Here is a 15,445-nt window from a genome sequence, read left to right on the forward strand (position 1 = left end):
CATTACGCGGCATAAGCCGGCGTAGAACCGGGGGAGTGGCTGGTAACCCATTCGGCGTAATCATGGTCGCGACTGATGCGACAGTAGCAGCGCACCTCGATACGGGCGCTGGTCGTCGGGTCAGTGAAATGTTCGACGTGACCGGCCTGTGCGAGCGGGTTGAAGAGCTTCTGGTTATACATGAGGTTCCAGAGTCGGTGGGAGACGGGAGTGGTGGTGTCGTCCCCCGTGGATGCCACCACCACTCAACAGGTGCTGCAGGGGTTTCCTGCCCTGTCGGCTGCGGACGTAACGACATCCCCGATGTTTCCGTCCGCGAACCCAGTCTCTGTCGACAGAGACCGCGTTTATGGTGGTAGCGGGACGTTTAGGTGGTGCCGTGTGGTCAATTGGGTACCTGGACGTGGTTCCACCTGATGCGCAACGAGCGCAGCGGCCGATCAACGGCCGTCGATGTTGCGCGACGCGCTGGCTGTCGGCCCAGGCGAGCACACAACTTGGAGTTGCTGCGTGCAGGTCCGACGCGGCTGTCCGGGACGGAGTTGGTCAAAGCGCTGTGAGGTTCTCTGATGTGCAGGCCATCGGTGCCGGGCCTGTGAACCTGTCTGGGCTGCCTGTCGGGCGGGTGCGGTCACTGGCCCGGTACGGTGTGAACGCGAAGGCGCAAACGCTGCGGCGTCTAGGGCGCGTCTGACAAATGTCGTGCCCAGGCGATGACGGCGTTGAGGACGGCAGCGGCGCGGTAGACGATGGCGAGTTGTCGTATCGGGTCGCGAGTCCACGCCATTGCTTGAGGTGGCAGAAACGGCGCTCGATGACGTTGCGGCCTCGGTAGTCGACGGGATCGAACTGCGGGGGCCGGCCGCCTCGTGAGCCGCGTCGTTTCCGGTGGCCTTGCTGGTCGGCTGGCTCCGGTATCACGGCCGTGATGCCCCGCGACCGGAGGAGTGCTCGGGTGCCGCAGGAGGAGTATGCCTTGTCGCCGCGCAACGCGTCCGGTGTCGTGCGGGGCCGGCCTGGCCCGACTCGTGCGATGCGGAGCTGCTCGAGGAGCGGGACGAGCATGGGCGAGTCGCCAGCCTGCCCGGGAGTGCACAGCACGACGAGCGGGAGTCCGTTGGCCGATCGCGTGATCAGGCGACTCGACGGCCGGATTCGTGTAATTCGACGATGCCCCCTGTGAGGCGAGTGACGTTCGCCGCGTGCTGGTGCGCGCGGGCGATGGTCGAGTCGACCGAGATCGACCAATCCACCGCACCGGCGGCATCCGCGACCGACAGCAGCCGCCCGAGGACCAAGTCCCACGTGCCATCGCCGGCGAGGCGGCGATGCCAGGTCCAGACGGTCTGCCAGGGCCCGAACACCGGCGGCAGATCACGCCACCGGTAAACGATGCCCTCGACCATCGAGCGGGCGTCCGAGAACGGTCGACCCTTCCTCCCCGTCGGGCGGGGAAGCAACTCCTCGATCAATGACCACTGAGCATCCGAGAGCAACTGAAACCGCGACACCTTCAAACGATCCCAGATCAACCGCGACCTATTTGTCAGACACGTCCTAGCTGTACCCGGCCAGGTTCGTTGTTCTGACGGGAAAACCGGACCTGATCAGATCGTGCCTTCGGGGGGCCAGACCCCGATGATCACCGCCATGCCCAGCGCGGTGACGAGCTCGTGGGTGGTGTTCACGATCGTGAGCGCTGCCGGGCGTCCTTCGAAGGCGTCGTGCCTGGTGAAGCGGGCGGCCGTGAACCCGGCCCAGAGGGCGATCGCGGTGACGATCGCCGAGAGCAGGAACCCGCCGCCGTAGAAGTGCCAGGCGATCGCGACGCTGCCCGCGAGCACCCACGCCGTGAGGAAGCTCACGAGCACGGTGAGGACGATCGGGCCGACGGCGCTCGCTCCCGGGCGGTCCATGTCGACCTTCGCGAGCTTCGCCCACCTCGTGCCGAAGACCCCGCGGGCGTACCAGACCGAGCCGACGACCATGCTCGAGACCGTCGCGAGCAGAACAGCCCAGTAGTTGATCTCAGGAACCATGTCTCTTCTTTCACTTCAGGGACTCCGTCGGCGACGCAATCCTTCTCTTTCACTTCAGGGACTCCGTCGGCGACGCAATCCTTCTTGCAAGTGCTGCCGATGCCCTCACGAACCGTGGGCCGGCACCTGCACTCGGACTGGCCACCAGGTGTGCGACCGGGTGCCCGCGGGTACGACATGGTGCGCTCCCGGTATCGCGTCGGTGTGGGCAGGGGTGGGTGGCGCGGTCACCGCCGCGCCACCCGAGTGAGTGGTCATGCACCAATTCCCCAACCGGTGCACGACCTGAGCCGTCTGACGTGTTTGCCCAAGCCAGACGAATCAATCGTGCCCGGTGCTCGGCCCTGGCATGCTCAACCGGCGACGGATCAGTACTCGCGACCGGCATGTTCAGTGTCGAGGGTGATGAGGAACCTGGTGCGTTCCGTTGCTACCAAGAGCCCGAGACACAGATACTGACCGCCGCAGAGATGTCACTGTGGTTCGGAAGTGGGTTCACGCAAGTTTGTGTTGAGGATGACGTTCGTGTGCCGCACTTGGACAAGCTGGTGGGCGACTCTTGGCCGGAGTCAGGAATGAGAGAGCCTGGAGCATGTGATGAGCGACCCCGCCGCGAAAGTCTTGGAGGAAGCCCTTGGCCGTACTGTTGACCGGCGACTTCGGTGGAGTTTTCGCACGGCGGACAATATGCGTGGCGATCTGCTGCTGACCGGGAAGACGCAGGAAGTGAGCGTTGATCTCGTGCAGGTTGCGGTCGACCTCGGCGGAACCCATATTCTGGCCCGCCGTAGACGAAAGAACGCTAGGCAACAGCGTGTCGTGTGTAACGGCATTCTCCCGGACGGACGCGGCTGGCTTTGTGAACTCGTCAAGAATGCACCGCCGAAGAAGCGTGTGAGCTCAGATCGTGGACGACTCGTCACGGGGCCCATCCCCCGAGCAAGACTGGAGGAACGTACTCGGCTGCTTGCAGAACGGGACCAGCGCCTGGCCGCATGCCGACGCGCAGGCTTCCGGGTCGTGATCACGAAACGGCTCAGCGATCCAAAACAGAATGCCTACCACATCATTGACATCCTTCAGCGGCTTGAACTAAAGACAACAAGAATGCCGATGAAGTAACGGACGACGGGACCCGGCCGAAGCCCCGGGTGCCGGCGTCGACCAGCGCCCAGGTGTGACCGTTTGTTGAACGTTCATCCGGTTCGAAGCTCAGCGTTCTTGAGCTTGGTGCCGGAAGGGCCCCACTGCTCAGTGCGACGGCGCAGGCCCGTTAGCCGCAGTGTTGCGTCAGCGGATCGCGAGCGTGGCGGATTCTGGGGATCGCTGCAACACGGAGGAACAAATATGGGCGGGTCCTTTTAGTTATTCCGACATAATCGCGATTATCGGCTGTATTCCGGCGGACCGCCCTAGGCTTTGGTGACGCGGCCGTCGAGGCCTTCGTAGAGATCGAAATTGCGTTCGCCGATCAGCGCGACCAGTGTGTCGAATGCTGTCGTGAGCGGCACTTCGGTAGTCAGATCGTTTGCCTCGAAGGCCCGAATCGAGGGCAGCGTGTCGTTCAGATCCGCGAGTAGCACGTAGAACTTCTCGTATTGCTCGTCACGTCCCGCAGGATCCTGACGACCAGTGAACAATCGCAGCCGCGGGCCCGCGTTGAGGAAGGTCGACTTCCGCCGTAGCGTGCCGTCGCTTTCCGCGCCGACATCGAAGATGAGTAGCGCGGCCAGCACCGCATAGGGGAACCGACGATGGAGCGTGACCGCCTCGTTAAGGAGGTCTGCTCGACGGTTCGTCAGGTTCTTCTGAAAGTTCTGGGTCCGGCTGTCCTTGAACAGAATCGTCTTGACGCTGACGGCGAGGATGAGTCCCGACTCTTCTGTGGCCCAGGTGACGTCGACCTTCTTGGCTCCGATGCCGCCCGCGAGCCGTCGCTCGGCGCCGCTGCTGCCGTCCACTTCACCGGGGCCGGCAGGACGCGCACCGTCCATGCCGCGCGACCGGAGCTCCGAGGCGACAGCCAATGCAACCGCTGCGGACAGCTTCTCGTTGTAGTTCTTCTTGGTGGCCTGCGGTGCATCGTCGCGGGGCTTTGATCCACACGAGCGGATGGCGGCGATGAGCCGATCATCAACGGTTAGCACGTCGGCTCCTTGACTCGCGTCGCCCAGCGAGCGCCGCGCGGGCGTTGCGAAGCTCCGCAACATCGGGGCGTCGCATACCCAGTACTCGGACAAGTAGAACGTCATCGACGAGCTTCGCCGCTTCCAATACGTTCCCATTGCGGAGCTTCCCGGCGACCTGAGGCCGGATCGCGAGAAGTTCATCGCGAGCATCCGCAACAGCTGCCGGCGATGGGAGCGCCCAAAGGTCGGCCTCACCGGGCTCGATCTTCAGCATGCCGCCGCCGTATGCGCGGCCAGTGAATTCGGCGGCGAGCATCGTGACGGAGTTGAGCGCAGCCACGGGCAGCAGCTCGCGTCCCACCTCGCGGTGCTCTGCTGACAGGTAGATGCCGTGGACAGAGTTCAAGTGCAGCGCACCAGCGCTATTGGTGGTGAGGCGCGGAGTATCCGCGTTCATGTAGGTCAGCAGCAAGTCTGCTTTGGAGACGAGGGGAACACGCCACCAGTCCTTCCGGACGCGGCACTTATAGGCCATGTGCACTGCATCAGCCTCGCCCTGGGCGATGTACGACAGAGCCGCATCGGACGGATCACCTGACGGGCGGAAAAGCATCGTGCGCTTGCCTGCGCGGCCCAGTTCGGTGTGAGCGCGGGTCGAGAACTCCAACCCGCGCAGATGACTCGATCCAGGGGGTGAGAGGCGAAGTACGTCGCGCGGGCGCAGGCCCAACTCCGCCACGCGTTCCGGGCTGAGAGCGAAGTACTTGTTGTTGCCGGTCACCATGCCGAGCGTGGTCTCGCCCCAGTCCTTGAGGGCGGTGAAGGTCCCACTCAGGATCAATTTCGAGTAGATGCCAGCCGCCTCCGGGCTGACCGTGGAGCCGGACCATTTTGCCGCGGGATCAGACGGTGTCCAGGTCGCAGCCATCGGCAGATCGAGTCCGAGCGACGCCGCGTCGGTGATCTGCCGGATACGCGCGTGATCGGTCGAGCCGCCGTAACCATCGGCGAGGAGCAGTAGTGCCTCCGTTTCCGCCTCCGCGAACACGCGTTCCTCGAACAACACGAGGTCGACTCGTGCGAAGTTCTCGAATAGGAATCGGCGCACGGGAGCGGCGTAGTTGGCGTGGAGCAGTTCGGCTGGAAGGACGAAACCGAGTCGGCCGCCAGGTTGGAGGCTAAGCGCGCCGTGGACCGTGAAAGCTGCCCACGAGGAAGCCAGTCCTGAAAGCGCGACCCCGCCTCTGAGGGAAGCAGAGCGGGCTTTCGCGCGGGCTTCTCCGGAGAAGTCTTGGAAGCGGATGTACGGCGGATTCCCGATTACGGCTGAGAACTGGGCTGACGCTGGGCTGTCGAAGAAGTCGCCAACCGTCATGTCTACGACGCCGCCCGCATCGGCAACTCGCGTGGCTCCGACGTCGGCGCTCCACTGATGAAGCTCGACACCATGCACGCGCGGCGATGCAACCCCGAGCTCCTGTAAGCGCGAGACGGCGTGCACTAGAAACTCGGCGTCGCCGGCAGACGGCTCGAGCACACTGTCGTCCGCGGACCGCACGGCCCAATCGGCGATAAACGAAGCAATCTCTGGAGGTGTGAAGAACGCGCCGCGAGCTTTTCGAAGGACGGCGCTATCGAGAGGGTCACGCGCGCTGAGAGTCACAGGTTCATCTTGCCTTGCACAGGTGACGTTGCCGTGCAGGTGGTTCGGTGCTGCCCGAGATGAATGGAGAGCGATTGTGCTGTTCCGTCCCGGGGCGGCCTCAGCTGGAGTGCTGCTCGTGCTCGAGCCGCGCCAGGTGCTCGGCGTGAGCCAAGATCATAAGTTCGGAGCTCGCGCGGTGCGGGGCGAAGCCGCCTCGCAGATAGGCCTTGGTGAGGCGGCGGATCCGGAGCTCATCGTCGATCGGCTCGCCGCCCGCCTCGACCCAGGGCAGCATGCCCGGTGCCAGGACGAACATGCTGTCGTCGAGGGTTCGACCGAGCGCGCGCATCGCCGCGGCGCCGTGCTCAGGCTCGGTCGCCTCGATACTCTCCACGATCGCGAGCGACGAGCGCAGCTCGCGTAGATCCTCGAATTCGTCTTCGTCGAGGCCAGCGAACAGGGCCTCTCCCACCTCGTAGTGTTCTTGCGATTCCTCGTCGAGTGTTTCGATGATCGCCGGCCCCCAGATGAGCCCGTGCACGCGCACGAAACGGACCCGCGCGACGGTGGCCTTGCCGACTTCCTGGTCCTCCGAGAGGTCATTGGTCACCTCGTCGAACGCCGCGGACCACCACTCGAGCGCACGGGCCTCAGCGCCGGCCGGTAGTTCGGCCTCGAGGCGCAAGACGTACGACGTGTAGTGCTCGTCTGGGTGAACCGTCATGGGCTGAGCCTAGGAGCCCACCGTGAGCGGTAGCCACACGACGGGCATCTGGGCGCCGACTCGTACAGTGGCGGTGTGACTCCCGAGGAACTGTCCATGCTGTGCGCCGACCTGCGTGCCGGGAAGGTGCGCCTGTGGCACGGCGGCGCTCCAGATCTGCGGGTTGGTGAGTATTTGCTGCTCCCGCGGCAACCGGCGCGCGAGGCATGCGGCACGAAATCGCGCAATCAGGCTTTTCGCGCAACACGGCAGCGGATGATCTGGTGTACGTCACCACAGATCGCCGTCTTGCCGCGGCGATCGCCGCCTACTGGGGTCGACGAGAAGCTGGCAACGGAAGAGGCTGGCTGTACCGGGTGGAGCTCGACGACGAGCCCCTGGCCCTCGATGATGACTTGCCCCGCGGTCCGTTCATCAGCTTCCAGCTCTCGCGGGCTCGGATCGCAGCGGTTCTCGACCGCGGCGTCGATCCGAACGATGCCCGACATGCCCGGGAGCTCGAGCGCTTCGTCAGGTCGATCGGCTGACTACCTCACCCGCTGGTACGCCTGGACGAACGGGAACACCTTCGTCATGAGCAGCGCGCGGATCTTCCGTCGCTGCGGCGGGGTGATCGCGTCCTTGTCGCGCTTGTTGAACATCTTGAGCAGGAAGTCGACGTCGACCTCGCCGTCGCCGCCGTTCCACTGATCCGGCGGGAATGCGCCTTCGTCGTACAGGAATTCGAGCAGGGCACGGGTGAAGTACTCGCTGGTCAACGTGACGAACTTTCCGTCGTTGATCGCGGTGCGGAGCCGGAGCAGATCGCTCAGCACGTTCACCTGCTGGTCGAGCTCCTTGACCTCGAACTGGTGAACGCACTTGCTCCCGATCGGGAACAGGACGTTGCCGTTGCGCGTGTTCCTGATCGTGAACAGCTGGACGAGATTGGGCTGCCCGCACACGCACATGCCCAGCCCTCGAGGGTCCTCCTCGAGGCCGTCGACTTCCCACTCGAGCACGGCGTCGGCCCACGTGTTCGCCACCGAATCGTCGATCACCGCTCGCACGAGCGCTTGGAAGCTGGCCGTCGTCATCCCGTGACTGTACACGCGGAGGACAGGCCGTAGGTCGTTTCCGCCGGGCATGAAGAAGGGCCCGAGCGATGCTCGGGCCCTTCCGCGCTGAATCCGTCAGCCAGCGACCTTCCGAAGGTCGGGGAACAGCCCTGCCGGCGGTGCCGTGTAGGGCAGCGGTTCGCCGGGTTCGTTCTGATCCTTCGAGGCCATGAACGGCCCTTGCGGGTCGAGCAGCATCCGCATGTGGTGGTCGGCGTGGTCGCGCCACCAGACGGATGCCCCGGTCACACCGTCGAGGCGCAGGTGCTCCCACGCCCGCCAGAGCGCGTCGAGCCGGCTCACAGCCTCGGGGTAGCTCCACCAGTCGGCCGCCCACCGGTTCGCGGCCTGCGGGCCGACGAGGCGACGGTAGGAGGTGACCAGCTTCTCGCGCACGAACTCGTCGACCGAGCCGTAGTAGGTCTGCGGCACATCCTCGTCGACAGCGGGGTCATGCGTGACCGGCTTCTCGTCGACGTCGACGACGTGCTGCTCGAGCTCGGTCGTCTCGTCTTCGTCCCACTCTGCGACGCTCATGCTTCAACCTCCACAGTCTCGTCCGCGACAGGCGGCCGCGACGCGATCGGCGCCGACGCCGCCAGCTCGGGGTCGTGCGCTGCGATCGATGCGGCGATCGCGTCCTTGTACTCGCCCCTGAAGGCGGGAAGAGTCTCGACCATCGTTGCCGGGGAGCCCGACGTGAAGACGATGGCCCGCCACTCAGGAAGGGCGGCGAGCTGCGACGCGTCGAGGATCCGGTCACGGCGCAGCTGGTGGCTCGTCGAGCGGACGCCCTTGTTGTACGACACCGACGCGGTTTCCATGTCGTAGTCGCCGATGAGCTCGGAGAGTTCGCGCAGGAACTCGGCTTCGCTGACACCGCCGAGGTAGACCTTCGTGTTCGATGCGCTCCACAGCTTCCGCATGCCTTCGCGGCCGAACACCTCGACGCCCTGCGACCAGGACTGGAACAGCGACATGATCGGGATGCCTCGCGAGCCGAAGTGCGAGTAAAGGTCGGGCAGGTTGCGCCAGCGGCACACGTTCGCGGCCTCGTCGAGGATCCCGAGCAGCGGCACCGAGAGGCGGCCGCCGCGCTGCCGGGTCGCGAGCTCTTCTGCGGCCTCGATCGTCGCCGCGGTGAGCGCGGTAACGAGCGGGCCGGCCGAGCCCTGCCCTTCCTTCGAGAGCGAGTACAGCGTGCCGGTGCCGGCACGCACGAACGCATCCGGGTCGAACTGCGGCCGCCGGTCGCCGACCACGCTTCCGCCGATCGGGCTGACCCACTTCGAGATGCCCGAGTTCGTCAGGCACGCCGCCATCTGGCGGGCGGTGCCGTACACGCCGTCGCGCTGCTTCTCCGTGAGCGTCGCGTAGCCGCGGAGCCGCTGCGACAGCAGCTCGTAGCCGTGCTGACGGAGCGTCGTCGACGGCTCGAGGTCGAGCGGATCCGTGAGCCAGGTGTAGACCTGCAGAATCGACTTCTCGCCGAGCGCCGCGGCGAGCAGCATGTCGGCAAAGAGGTTCTGGCCCTCCGAGTCGAAGTAGTTATCCGTCGTGCTCCCGGCCGAGCGGGTGCCGGACGCGAAGTGCTGTGCGAGCTTGGCCGCGCGGGTGTCGTCGACGACGTAGCTCAGCGGGTTCCACCACCAGGTGGGTTCCTCGAGCGCGACGCCCTGCGGGTCGAAGACCCACACCTCCCCCACCGTGGCGCGAGGGTCGCGCGTCGCGTCGAGCACGTCGCGCTTGTTCGACGTCGTGACGACGGCGCCGGGCGCGGCCATGATCGCGGGGATGACGAGCGCGGTCGACTTGCCGACGCGGGGGCCGGCGATGCCGATCATCATCCACTCCCACAGGGAGTAGATCATCTGGCCCGACTGCACCGTGACGCCGATGGGGACGCCCGGCGATGCAACGCCCAGCCGCTTGGCGGATGCCTCCGCGCCCTTGCGGGTGACTCGAGTGAGGTCTCGGCTGCCGGCGAGGTAGCGGGCGGCGCCGTCGACGCGCGTGCGCTTCTTGCTCGAGCGGACCGCCGCCCAGGCGAACATACCGCCGATCGCGAGCACGACGACGGCGAAGACGATCGCGAGCCAGATCGCGGCCGCAGGCCACACGACGGTGCCCTTGCGGAGCCCGTTCAGCACCTCGAACGGGTCGGCCGGAAGATCCGGGTTCACGCCGCTCAGCTGCGAGCCGAGCGCGATCGCCGCCCAGAGGACGCCGACGACTGCGAACAGCACGAGCAGCAGCACAAGCAACGCGATCGTGCTCGTGTTCGTACGGCCCGGCTCGGTGCGCCGGTTCGCCTGCCCGCCCATCAGACGGCCTCCGCTCGGAGCGGGGTGACCGGCGCGAGCTCGCCGCGGTGCCCGGTGCGGGACTGGTCGTGCCACAGCTTGTTCGTGTCGTTGATGTGGCGCTCAGCGTCGGTGAGCTCCACGCGAAGCGGGATCCCGGGGCGGCCGCCCACCTTCACGATGAACTTGCCGCGACCGGGCGGTTCGGCCTCGCGGCCGCTGACCGCATCCCAGGCGGGCGGATCCTGCCACGAGCCGAGGAGTTCCTGCTCGGCCTGAGAGAGCGGGACCGCGCTCGTGAGCATCGGCATCTCGGCGCCGGGCAGGCCGCCGGCGACGACCATGCCGGCGCGCTCGACGAAGCCCTTCGCCTTCATGCGATCCTCTTCGGTCGGGAGCGCCAGGAGGTCGCTCATCGTGTGCGAGATCATCGCCATGCCGACGCCACGCTGACGGTTCAGACGGGTCAGGGCGTCCACGCGGTCGACGAGGCCGCGACCGGCGCGCAGCGCCCGCCACAGCTCGTCGAGCACGACGAAGTAGTGCCGCCGCGGTTCGAGGCCGGCGTCGGCCAGCGCGTTCGCGACGTTCACCGTGCCGAACCCGGACGACCAGCAGGCCAGCAGGATCGCCGCCTGCAGATCCTGGTCGGCATCGTCGATGCTCGACACGTCGTAGACCACCGGGGCGTCACGGCGCATGGGAACGTCGGTCGGGTGCGCGAACGTCTCCCCCAGCCGGCCACCCGAGGTAAGGCTGATCAGCGATGCCTCGAGGTCCTCGGTGATCTGCTTGTAGCGGGCGTCGTCGCCACGATCGAGCGCGACGGCGCGAACCTCCGCCGGGCCGGTCTGGATGACCCGCAGGAGGTCCCCGAGGACCGGCACGCCGTCGTAGTGCTCATCGAGCCACTTCAGCGCGCGGTCGATGATCGACTCTTCACGGTCGGTCGGCGGCTGCTTGCGGAGGATCGTCAGCAGCGCCGCGACCATCGTGTGCCGGCGGCCGTGCGCATCAGCGAGAACCTGCATCGCGATCTTCTCGTGCCCGGCCTCGCGCAGCTGCTCGGCAGCCTCGCGCGCCTCGCCGGGGTCGAGGATGTTGATGTGCCCGCGGCCGCGGCCGAGGCTGATGACCTGCCCGCCGAGGGCGTCGATCAGATCCACGTAGTCGGGCTTGAGGTCGCCCAGCACGAGCGGCTGGACGCCGAAGCCGGACAGGCCGAGCGCCATGCGGCGCACGAGCGTCGACTTCCCGAGGCCGGGCAGGCCGAGCACGAACACGGACGGGTTGCTGATGAGCTTCGCGATCTGGAACCAGCTGATGGGATCCGCGCAGACCGTCGCGTTCGTGAACAGGTGTCGGCCGAGCGGGACGCCGACCATCGGCGTTCCCGACCCGACCGCGAAGGGGAACAGGCCGCACACCTGAACGGTGGTGCCGCGCCACTCGTCGACGGGCTGGATGACGCTGGACTCGCCGCGGCCGCGGCCGAACCAGCCGCGCGGGCCGGGCCGCTTCACGGCGGCCGCCTGCCGGGCGGCGCGCTCTTCGAGCTTGCGTGCCTTCCGCGTGAGTCGGGCGCTGCTCTTGGACTGGTTGCGGGGCCGGAGCTCCGTCGACGCGCTCACAGCTGCTCCTTGATCGACGTCGGCACTCGGAGGTGCTGGGGCAGCACCAGACCGAGCGGGAGGGCCGCGGCGAACGCCGAGTCCTGCGACCCGTACACCGGGCGCAGACGGATGCGGGCCGTCGCCGACAGGTTGTCGATCGCGGCGCGGGCATCCGCGAGGCCGTCGCTGTTCAGCACGGTCGCCGTCACGAGCATGCCGAAGTTCACGAGGCCGGCGCCGGACGCTTCTTCGTTCGCGGTGGCGATCGCCGCGCGGGCGCCGAGCACGGCGCGGGCGGACGGCTTGTTCGTCGAGCCGATGTTGAACGTCGACGCGCTCACGTCGGACTCGACGATGCCGGCCGCTCGAGCGGCGTCGATCGGACGGTAGAGCATCGTGATTCGCTTGCGGGCGACGTCGCGGTGCGGGGCGAGCAGCCGGGTCAGGATGCTCGACTGCACGACGCCGCGCGGCGCCGTGCTCATCTGCCACGTCACCGACGTGCCCGAGTCGTGCCGGTACGAGTCCCAGCGCGCCTCAGCAGCGCTCGGGCCTACGTTCGGCCAGCTGAGCTCCGGCGGTTCACCGGCCGCGTTCGCCTGGTCGACGTAGGGCGCGATCGCCGGGTCATAGGCGATCGCCACGGTCTCGCAGAGTTCCTGCGCGTTCAGCGGGCGGGCAGCGCCGGCGCCGGTCGACGCGAGGCCCTGCGTCAGGCCGGGAAGGCGTGCCGCGAGCTCGCGGGCCATCTCCTCGGCCGAGCGCTTCTTGCCGCCCACACGCGACGTCGCGTTGAACGTGATCGACACGAACGCCTTCACCGTCGCCGAGCCCGCCGGATAGCGGTCGACGACCTCGCTCAGGACCGACTGCGCGAGCGCCGGGGCGTCCTCGTCGATGCGCAGCGCGACCGACTGGCGAAGACGGGTGCCGGTGTCCGGCGCCGTCTCGACGGTGACGGCCGCGGCCTCTATGCCGGGCTCGTCGCCGAGGTTCGCGAGCCAGAGGCCCCAGTCGGCGACCCAGGCGTCGATCTGCTCACGGTCGACGAGGGCCGAGCCGTCCGGCTCGGCGCCGATGACGACTGTGTAGTGCCCGGTCGAGGGGACGTAGATCATCGCGAACGGGCGGTTGTAGCTGTCGCGGTGCTCGGAGAGCTTCGACGGGGCGGCGAGGCCGGGCAGTTGGAAGGTGCCCCAGTCGACGCGGCCGAGCGGGCCCGAACGGTAGACGTTCGTGCCGTTGGCCTTCGTCATCATCCAGCCCGCGCGCTCGCCCGTCCGGGCCAGCACGCTCTTGCCGTGCTTGTCCTTGACGCTCACCGTCAGGAGCAGCCCGGCGAAGAAGACCGCCGAGACCAGGGCGGCAACGAGGCCGGCCGGGGTCATCATCATGACCACCGTCCAGACCGCGCCGAACAGCAGAATGCCGGTGCCGATCGAGCCGAGGCCCATCAGGCCGGCCGTCTGCGGCCGCCGGTAGTTCCCGTAGGTGCGGGGTGCTTCCTCGCTCTGAATCGCAGTGCTCACGTTCGTTCCCCTCTACTCACGCGCCGCTCGGCCCGGCCGAGTCCTCTGCGGCGGAGCGAATCGCGCCCGCCGCTGCTTGTCCTGTTTCCTTGGCCTTCTGGATGACCTGTGCGCCGACCGCGACGCCGGCGCCGATCGGCCCGGCCGCTGCAGCTGCACCAGCCCCCGCGCCGCCCGCGGCCGCAGCACCGCCACCAGCTGCAGCACCGCCACCGGCACCGCCAGCTGCCGCGCCGGTGGAACCGCCGCCAACTGCAGCACCCGTCGACCCGCCGCCCGTGGGCGTCGGCATCGGTGAAGTCTGCTTCCCGCCGCTCGAACTCGAGCCGGCGCCAGCCGGCGCGGAGCTCGAGCTACCCGACGAACCGCTGTTCGACGAGGCGCGGCGGATCGCGCCCGTAGCCATCTCGGCACCCCCGGCGATGCCAGCAGCGCCGAGCGCCATTGCCGCGGTGCCACCGCCACCGATCGCAGCCGTCATCGGCGCGACGAAGCGCAGCAGCGCGGGCAGGGCGAGGATGACGATGAGCATCATCGCGAGGCCCGTCAGGATCGTCCAGATGCCACCGCCGTCGCCACGGAAGACGTCAGCACCGGTCATCTGGAACGCGGCCGCGTAGATGAGCGCCGCGGCCGGCTTGTACAGAATGAACGCGATCGTCCATCCCACCGTCTTCTTGAACCACTGGTTGCCCATCTCAGTGTTCGTGAAGCTCGCCGTCAGCGGCAGGATCCCCGCGAGGATCACGAGCATGCCGCCGCGCACGATCATGAGCGCGACCTGAATGTAGGCCATCAGCAGAGCAAGCGAGCCCAGGATGAGCACGCCGATCATGCCGATGGGCGACGTCGCCGAGAGCATGACGATCGAGCCGACGGTCGTGCCGAAGCACGTCGACTCGCCGTCCGCGGGGCCGGCGTCGACGTCGCAGTTCGTCGCGCCCTCGAGCACCCACACGCTGAACGCGTCCGCCGCGGCCACGCTCAGACCGATCACGGTCAGGCCCGCGCCCGACACGACGATGAGCGTCAGCAGCGACTTCAGCAGATCCTTGCCCGGCTGCGCCCGCTGCTCCCACGCCATGCGGATGCCCGCAATGATCGTCGAGAGCACCGCGAGCCCGCCCACGTAGTACCAGAGCGATTGCTGCAGGAACGTCACCGTCGACGACGAGCCGGCGGGAGCGACGGTCGGCAGCAGTGCCGCGACCGCGGCCGAGCCGCCCGAGATGAGCACGACCGCCAGCAGAATGATGCCGAGTCGGCCGAGGTGCCCTTCGCCCTCGCCGCGGCGACGGCGAAGGCCGATCATCGCGCCAACTGCGATCAGCGACAGAATACAGATCGTCAGGCCGATCCACATCACGTAGCCCAGGATCTCGTTGAACGCGGCAGCCTCCGGCGGAGTCTTCACCTCAGCCGCGCCGGATCCGCTCGTGAGGATCGGCGTCGGGACCGACACCCACAGGGTGCCGATACTCGCGAGAGCCTTACCCCAGCCCTCCATCACCTGGTTCACGACCTCGCGCAGCGAGTCGTTCGCAGCAGCCGAGATGACTTGGCCCGGCAGCGAGCCGATGCCGCACAGCCAGTCCCCCGGATTGCATTCAGTCATGTCTACGCTCCTGACCACGGGATGTACCCGCCAAGGCTCTGCAGGGCGCTCGCGCCAAGAGCGAGGTTGCCCTCAGCGTCCAGTGCGAGCTTCCAATCCCCGTCTTCCCAGACCATCTTGAGAGGGAGGCTGACGAGCCTCCCGTCGTTCAGTTGGATCGCCAGATCGACCGTCACCTGCTCGGGTCCGTAGGAGAGCTTGAATCCAGCAACCTGACCACGAACGCTCGTGTCGGCGTCGCCGCCGGCAGCGTTGATCGCGTCTTCGAGTGCCTGCTTTCCAGGCCCCTCAGCGACGAGCTCAGGCATCCGGGGCCGCAGTTGGCCATCGGTGCCGATGGCCACGGCGTTCACTGCAGCGAAGAGACTGCCCTCACCGGTGTGCGAGTAGCAGGAACGGAACCCGTCAGCCTCGATTACCCCGGGGCCGGAGCCCTCTGAATCAATCGGGGCAGCCATCGTCCCCACCAGCTCCCAGTCGTTGGCCGGCGCCGCGGTCAGGTCGCTCTCCGTCTCAAAGCCAGAAAGGCCGCAGATGCTCTTGTCAGCGTCTGCGACCGTGGGGGCCGTGGTGGTCGGTGCCGCCGTGGGCGGCGGGGTCTTTCCCCCGCCGCCCAGCAGCATCGGTACTACCGCGATGATCAGGGCGAGGGCGATCACGCCGACGCCGATCGCCGCGAAGATGAAGCCCTTCTTGGCGAACGGGCTCTGTTCGGTCGACTGGTCGCTCATGTGGTTTCTCCGCTCGAGGC

The 15,445-nt window shown here is 67.2% G+C and carries 13 protein-coding genes and 2 pseudogenes; 3 read left to right on the top strand and 12 right to left on the bottom strand.

Annotated features, from left to right (window positions below; genetic code table 11):
• Window positions 1–491: 491 nt before the first annotated feature.
• Window positions 492–682 (top strand): annotated as a pseudogene (locus tag LR269_RS18415) (hypothetical protein); the annotation flags it as partial.
• Here LR269_RS18415 and LR269_RS18420 read toward each other — a convergent pair.
• Window positions 680–1,511 (bottom strand): annotated as a pseudogene (locus tag LR269_RS18420) (IS5 family transposase). The pseudogenes LR269_RS18415 and LR269_RS18420 sit on opposite strands and share 3 nt — an antisense overlap.
• Window positions 1,512–1,607: 96 nt before the next feature.
• The gene (locus tag LR269_RS18425) at window positions 1,608–2,039 is read right to left on the bottom strand and encodes a DUF1761 domain-containing protein (protein ID WP_231432427.1); all 432 of its coding nucleotides are present in this window, start codon (window positions 2,037–2,039) and stop codon (window positions 1,608–1,610) included.
• Between the two features lie 597 nt (window positions 2,040–2,636).
• Here LR269_RS18425 and LR269_RS18430 point away from each other — a divergent pair.
• Window positions 2,637–3,161 (top strand): hypothetical protein, encoded by a 525-nt coding sequence (locus LR269_RS18430; protein WP_231432428.1) that lies wholly within the window; start codon window positions 2,637–2,639, stop codon window positions 3,159–3,161.
• 290 nt (window positions 3,162–3,451) lie between these two features.
• On the opposite strand, the gene LR269_RS18435 is transcribed toward LR269_RS18430, so the two are convergent.
• The 3 genes from LR269_RS18435 to LR269_RS18445 form a co-directional block, all read right to left on the bottom strand.
• Window positions 3,452–4,186, bottom strand: a complete 735-nt coding sequence (locus tag LR269_RS18435; protein ID WP_231432429.1) for a hypothetical protein — start codon at window positions 4,184–4,186, stop codon at window positions 3,452–3,454.
• A complete protein-coding gene (locus LR269_RS18440; RefSeq protein WP_231432430.1) occupies window positions 4,173–5,831 on the bottom strand; it encodes an N-6 DNA methylase in 1,659 nt (552 codons plus the stop codon). Before LR269_RS18440 ends, LR269_RS18435 begins: the two co-directional genes overlap by 14 nt.
• A 100-nt stretch (window positions 5,832–5,931) precedes the next feature.
• Window positions 5,932–6,537: a hypothetical protein gene (locus LR269_RS18445; RefSeq protein ID WP_231432431.1), complete on the bottom strand. Its 606-nt coding sequence runs from the start codon at window positions 6,535–6,537 to the stop codon at window positions 5,932–5,934.
• Between the two features lie 206 nt (window positions 6,538–6,743).
• Here LR269_RS18445 and LR269_RS18450 point away from each other — a divergent pair, with 206 nt between their 5' ends.
• Window positions 6,744–7,064, top strand: a complete 321-nt coding sequence (locus LR269_RS18450) for a hypothetical protein (RefSeq protein WP_231432432.1) — start codon at window positions 6,744–6,746, stop codon at window positions 7,062–7,064.
• Here LR269_RS18450 and LR269_RS18455 read toward each other — a convergent pair whose 3' ends face one another.
• From LR269_RS18455 to LR269_RS18485, 7 genes are all read right to left on the bottom strand, one after another.
• Window positions 7,065–7,613, bottom strand: a complete 549-nt coding sequence (locus tag LR269_RS18455) for a hypothetical protein (RefSeq protein WP_231432433.1) — start codon at window positions 7,611–7,613, stop codon at window positions 7,065–7,067.
• A 96-nt stretch (window positions 7,614–7,709) separates the two neighbouring features.
• Window positions 7,710–8,171: a DUF4913 domain-containing protein gene (locus LR269_RS18460; protein ID WP_231432434.1), complete on the bottom strand. Its 462-nt coding sequence runs from the start codon at window positions 8,169–8,171 to the stop codon at window positions 7,710–7,712.
• Window positions 8,168–9,958, bottom strand: a complete 1,791-nt coding sequence (locus LR269_RS18465) for a type IV secretory system conjugative DNA transfer family protein (protein WP_231432435.1) — start codon at window positions 9,956–9,958, stop codon at window positions 8,168–8,170. The genes LR269_RS18460 and LR269_RS18465 overlap by 4 nt, the downstream gene beginning before the upstream one ends.
• Window positions 9,958–11,568 (bottom strand): ATP/GTP-binding protein, encoded by a 1,611-nt coding sequence (locus tag LR269_RS18470; RefSeq protein WP_374201171.1) that lies wholly within the window; start codon window positions 11,566–11,568, stop codon window positions 9,958–9,960. The genes LR269_RS18465 and LR269_RS18470 overlap by 1 nt, the downstream gene beginning before the upstream one ends.
• Window positions 11,565–13,079, bottom strand: coding sequence for an SCO6880 family protein (locus LR269_RS18475; RefSeq protein WP_374201172.1), 1,515 nt, complete (start codon window positions 13,077–13,079; stop codon window positions 11,565–11,567). Before LR269_RS18475 ends, LR269_RS18470 begins: the two co-directional genes overlap by 4 nt.
• A gap of 16 nt (window positions 13,080–13,095) precedes the next feature.
• On the bottom strand, window positions 13,096–14,694 hold the full coding sequence (locus LR269_RS18480; protein WP_231432436.1) for a hypothetical protein: 1,599 nt from the start codon (window positions 14,692–14,694) through the stop codon (window positions 13,096–13,098).
• 2 nt (window positions 14,695–14,696) lie between these two features.
• Window positions 14,697–15,425: a hypothetical protein gene (locus tag LR269_RS18485; RefSeq protein ID WP_231432437.1), complete on the bottom strand. Its 729-nt coding sequence runs from the start codon at window positions 15,423–15,425 to the stop codon at window positions 14,697–14,699.
• Between the last annotated feature and the right edge of the window lie 20 nt (window positions 15,426–15,445).

This window comes from Agromyces sp. S2-1-8 (genome assembly GCF_021129215.1).
Lineage (GTDB): Bacteria > Actinomycetota > Actinomycetes > Actinomycetales > Microbacteriaceae > Agromyces > Agromyces chromiiresistens.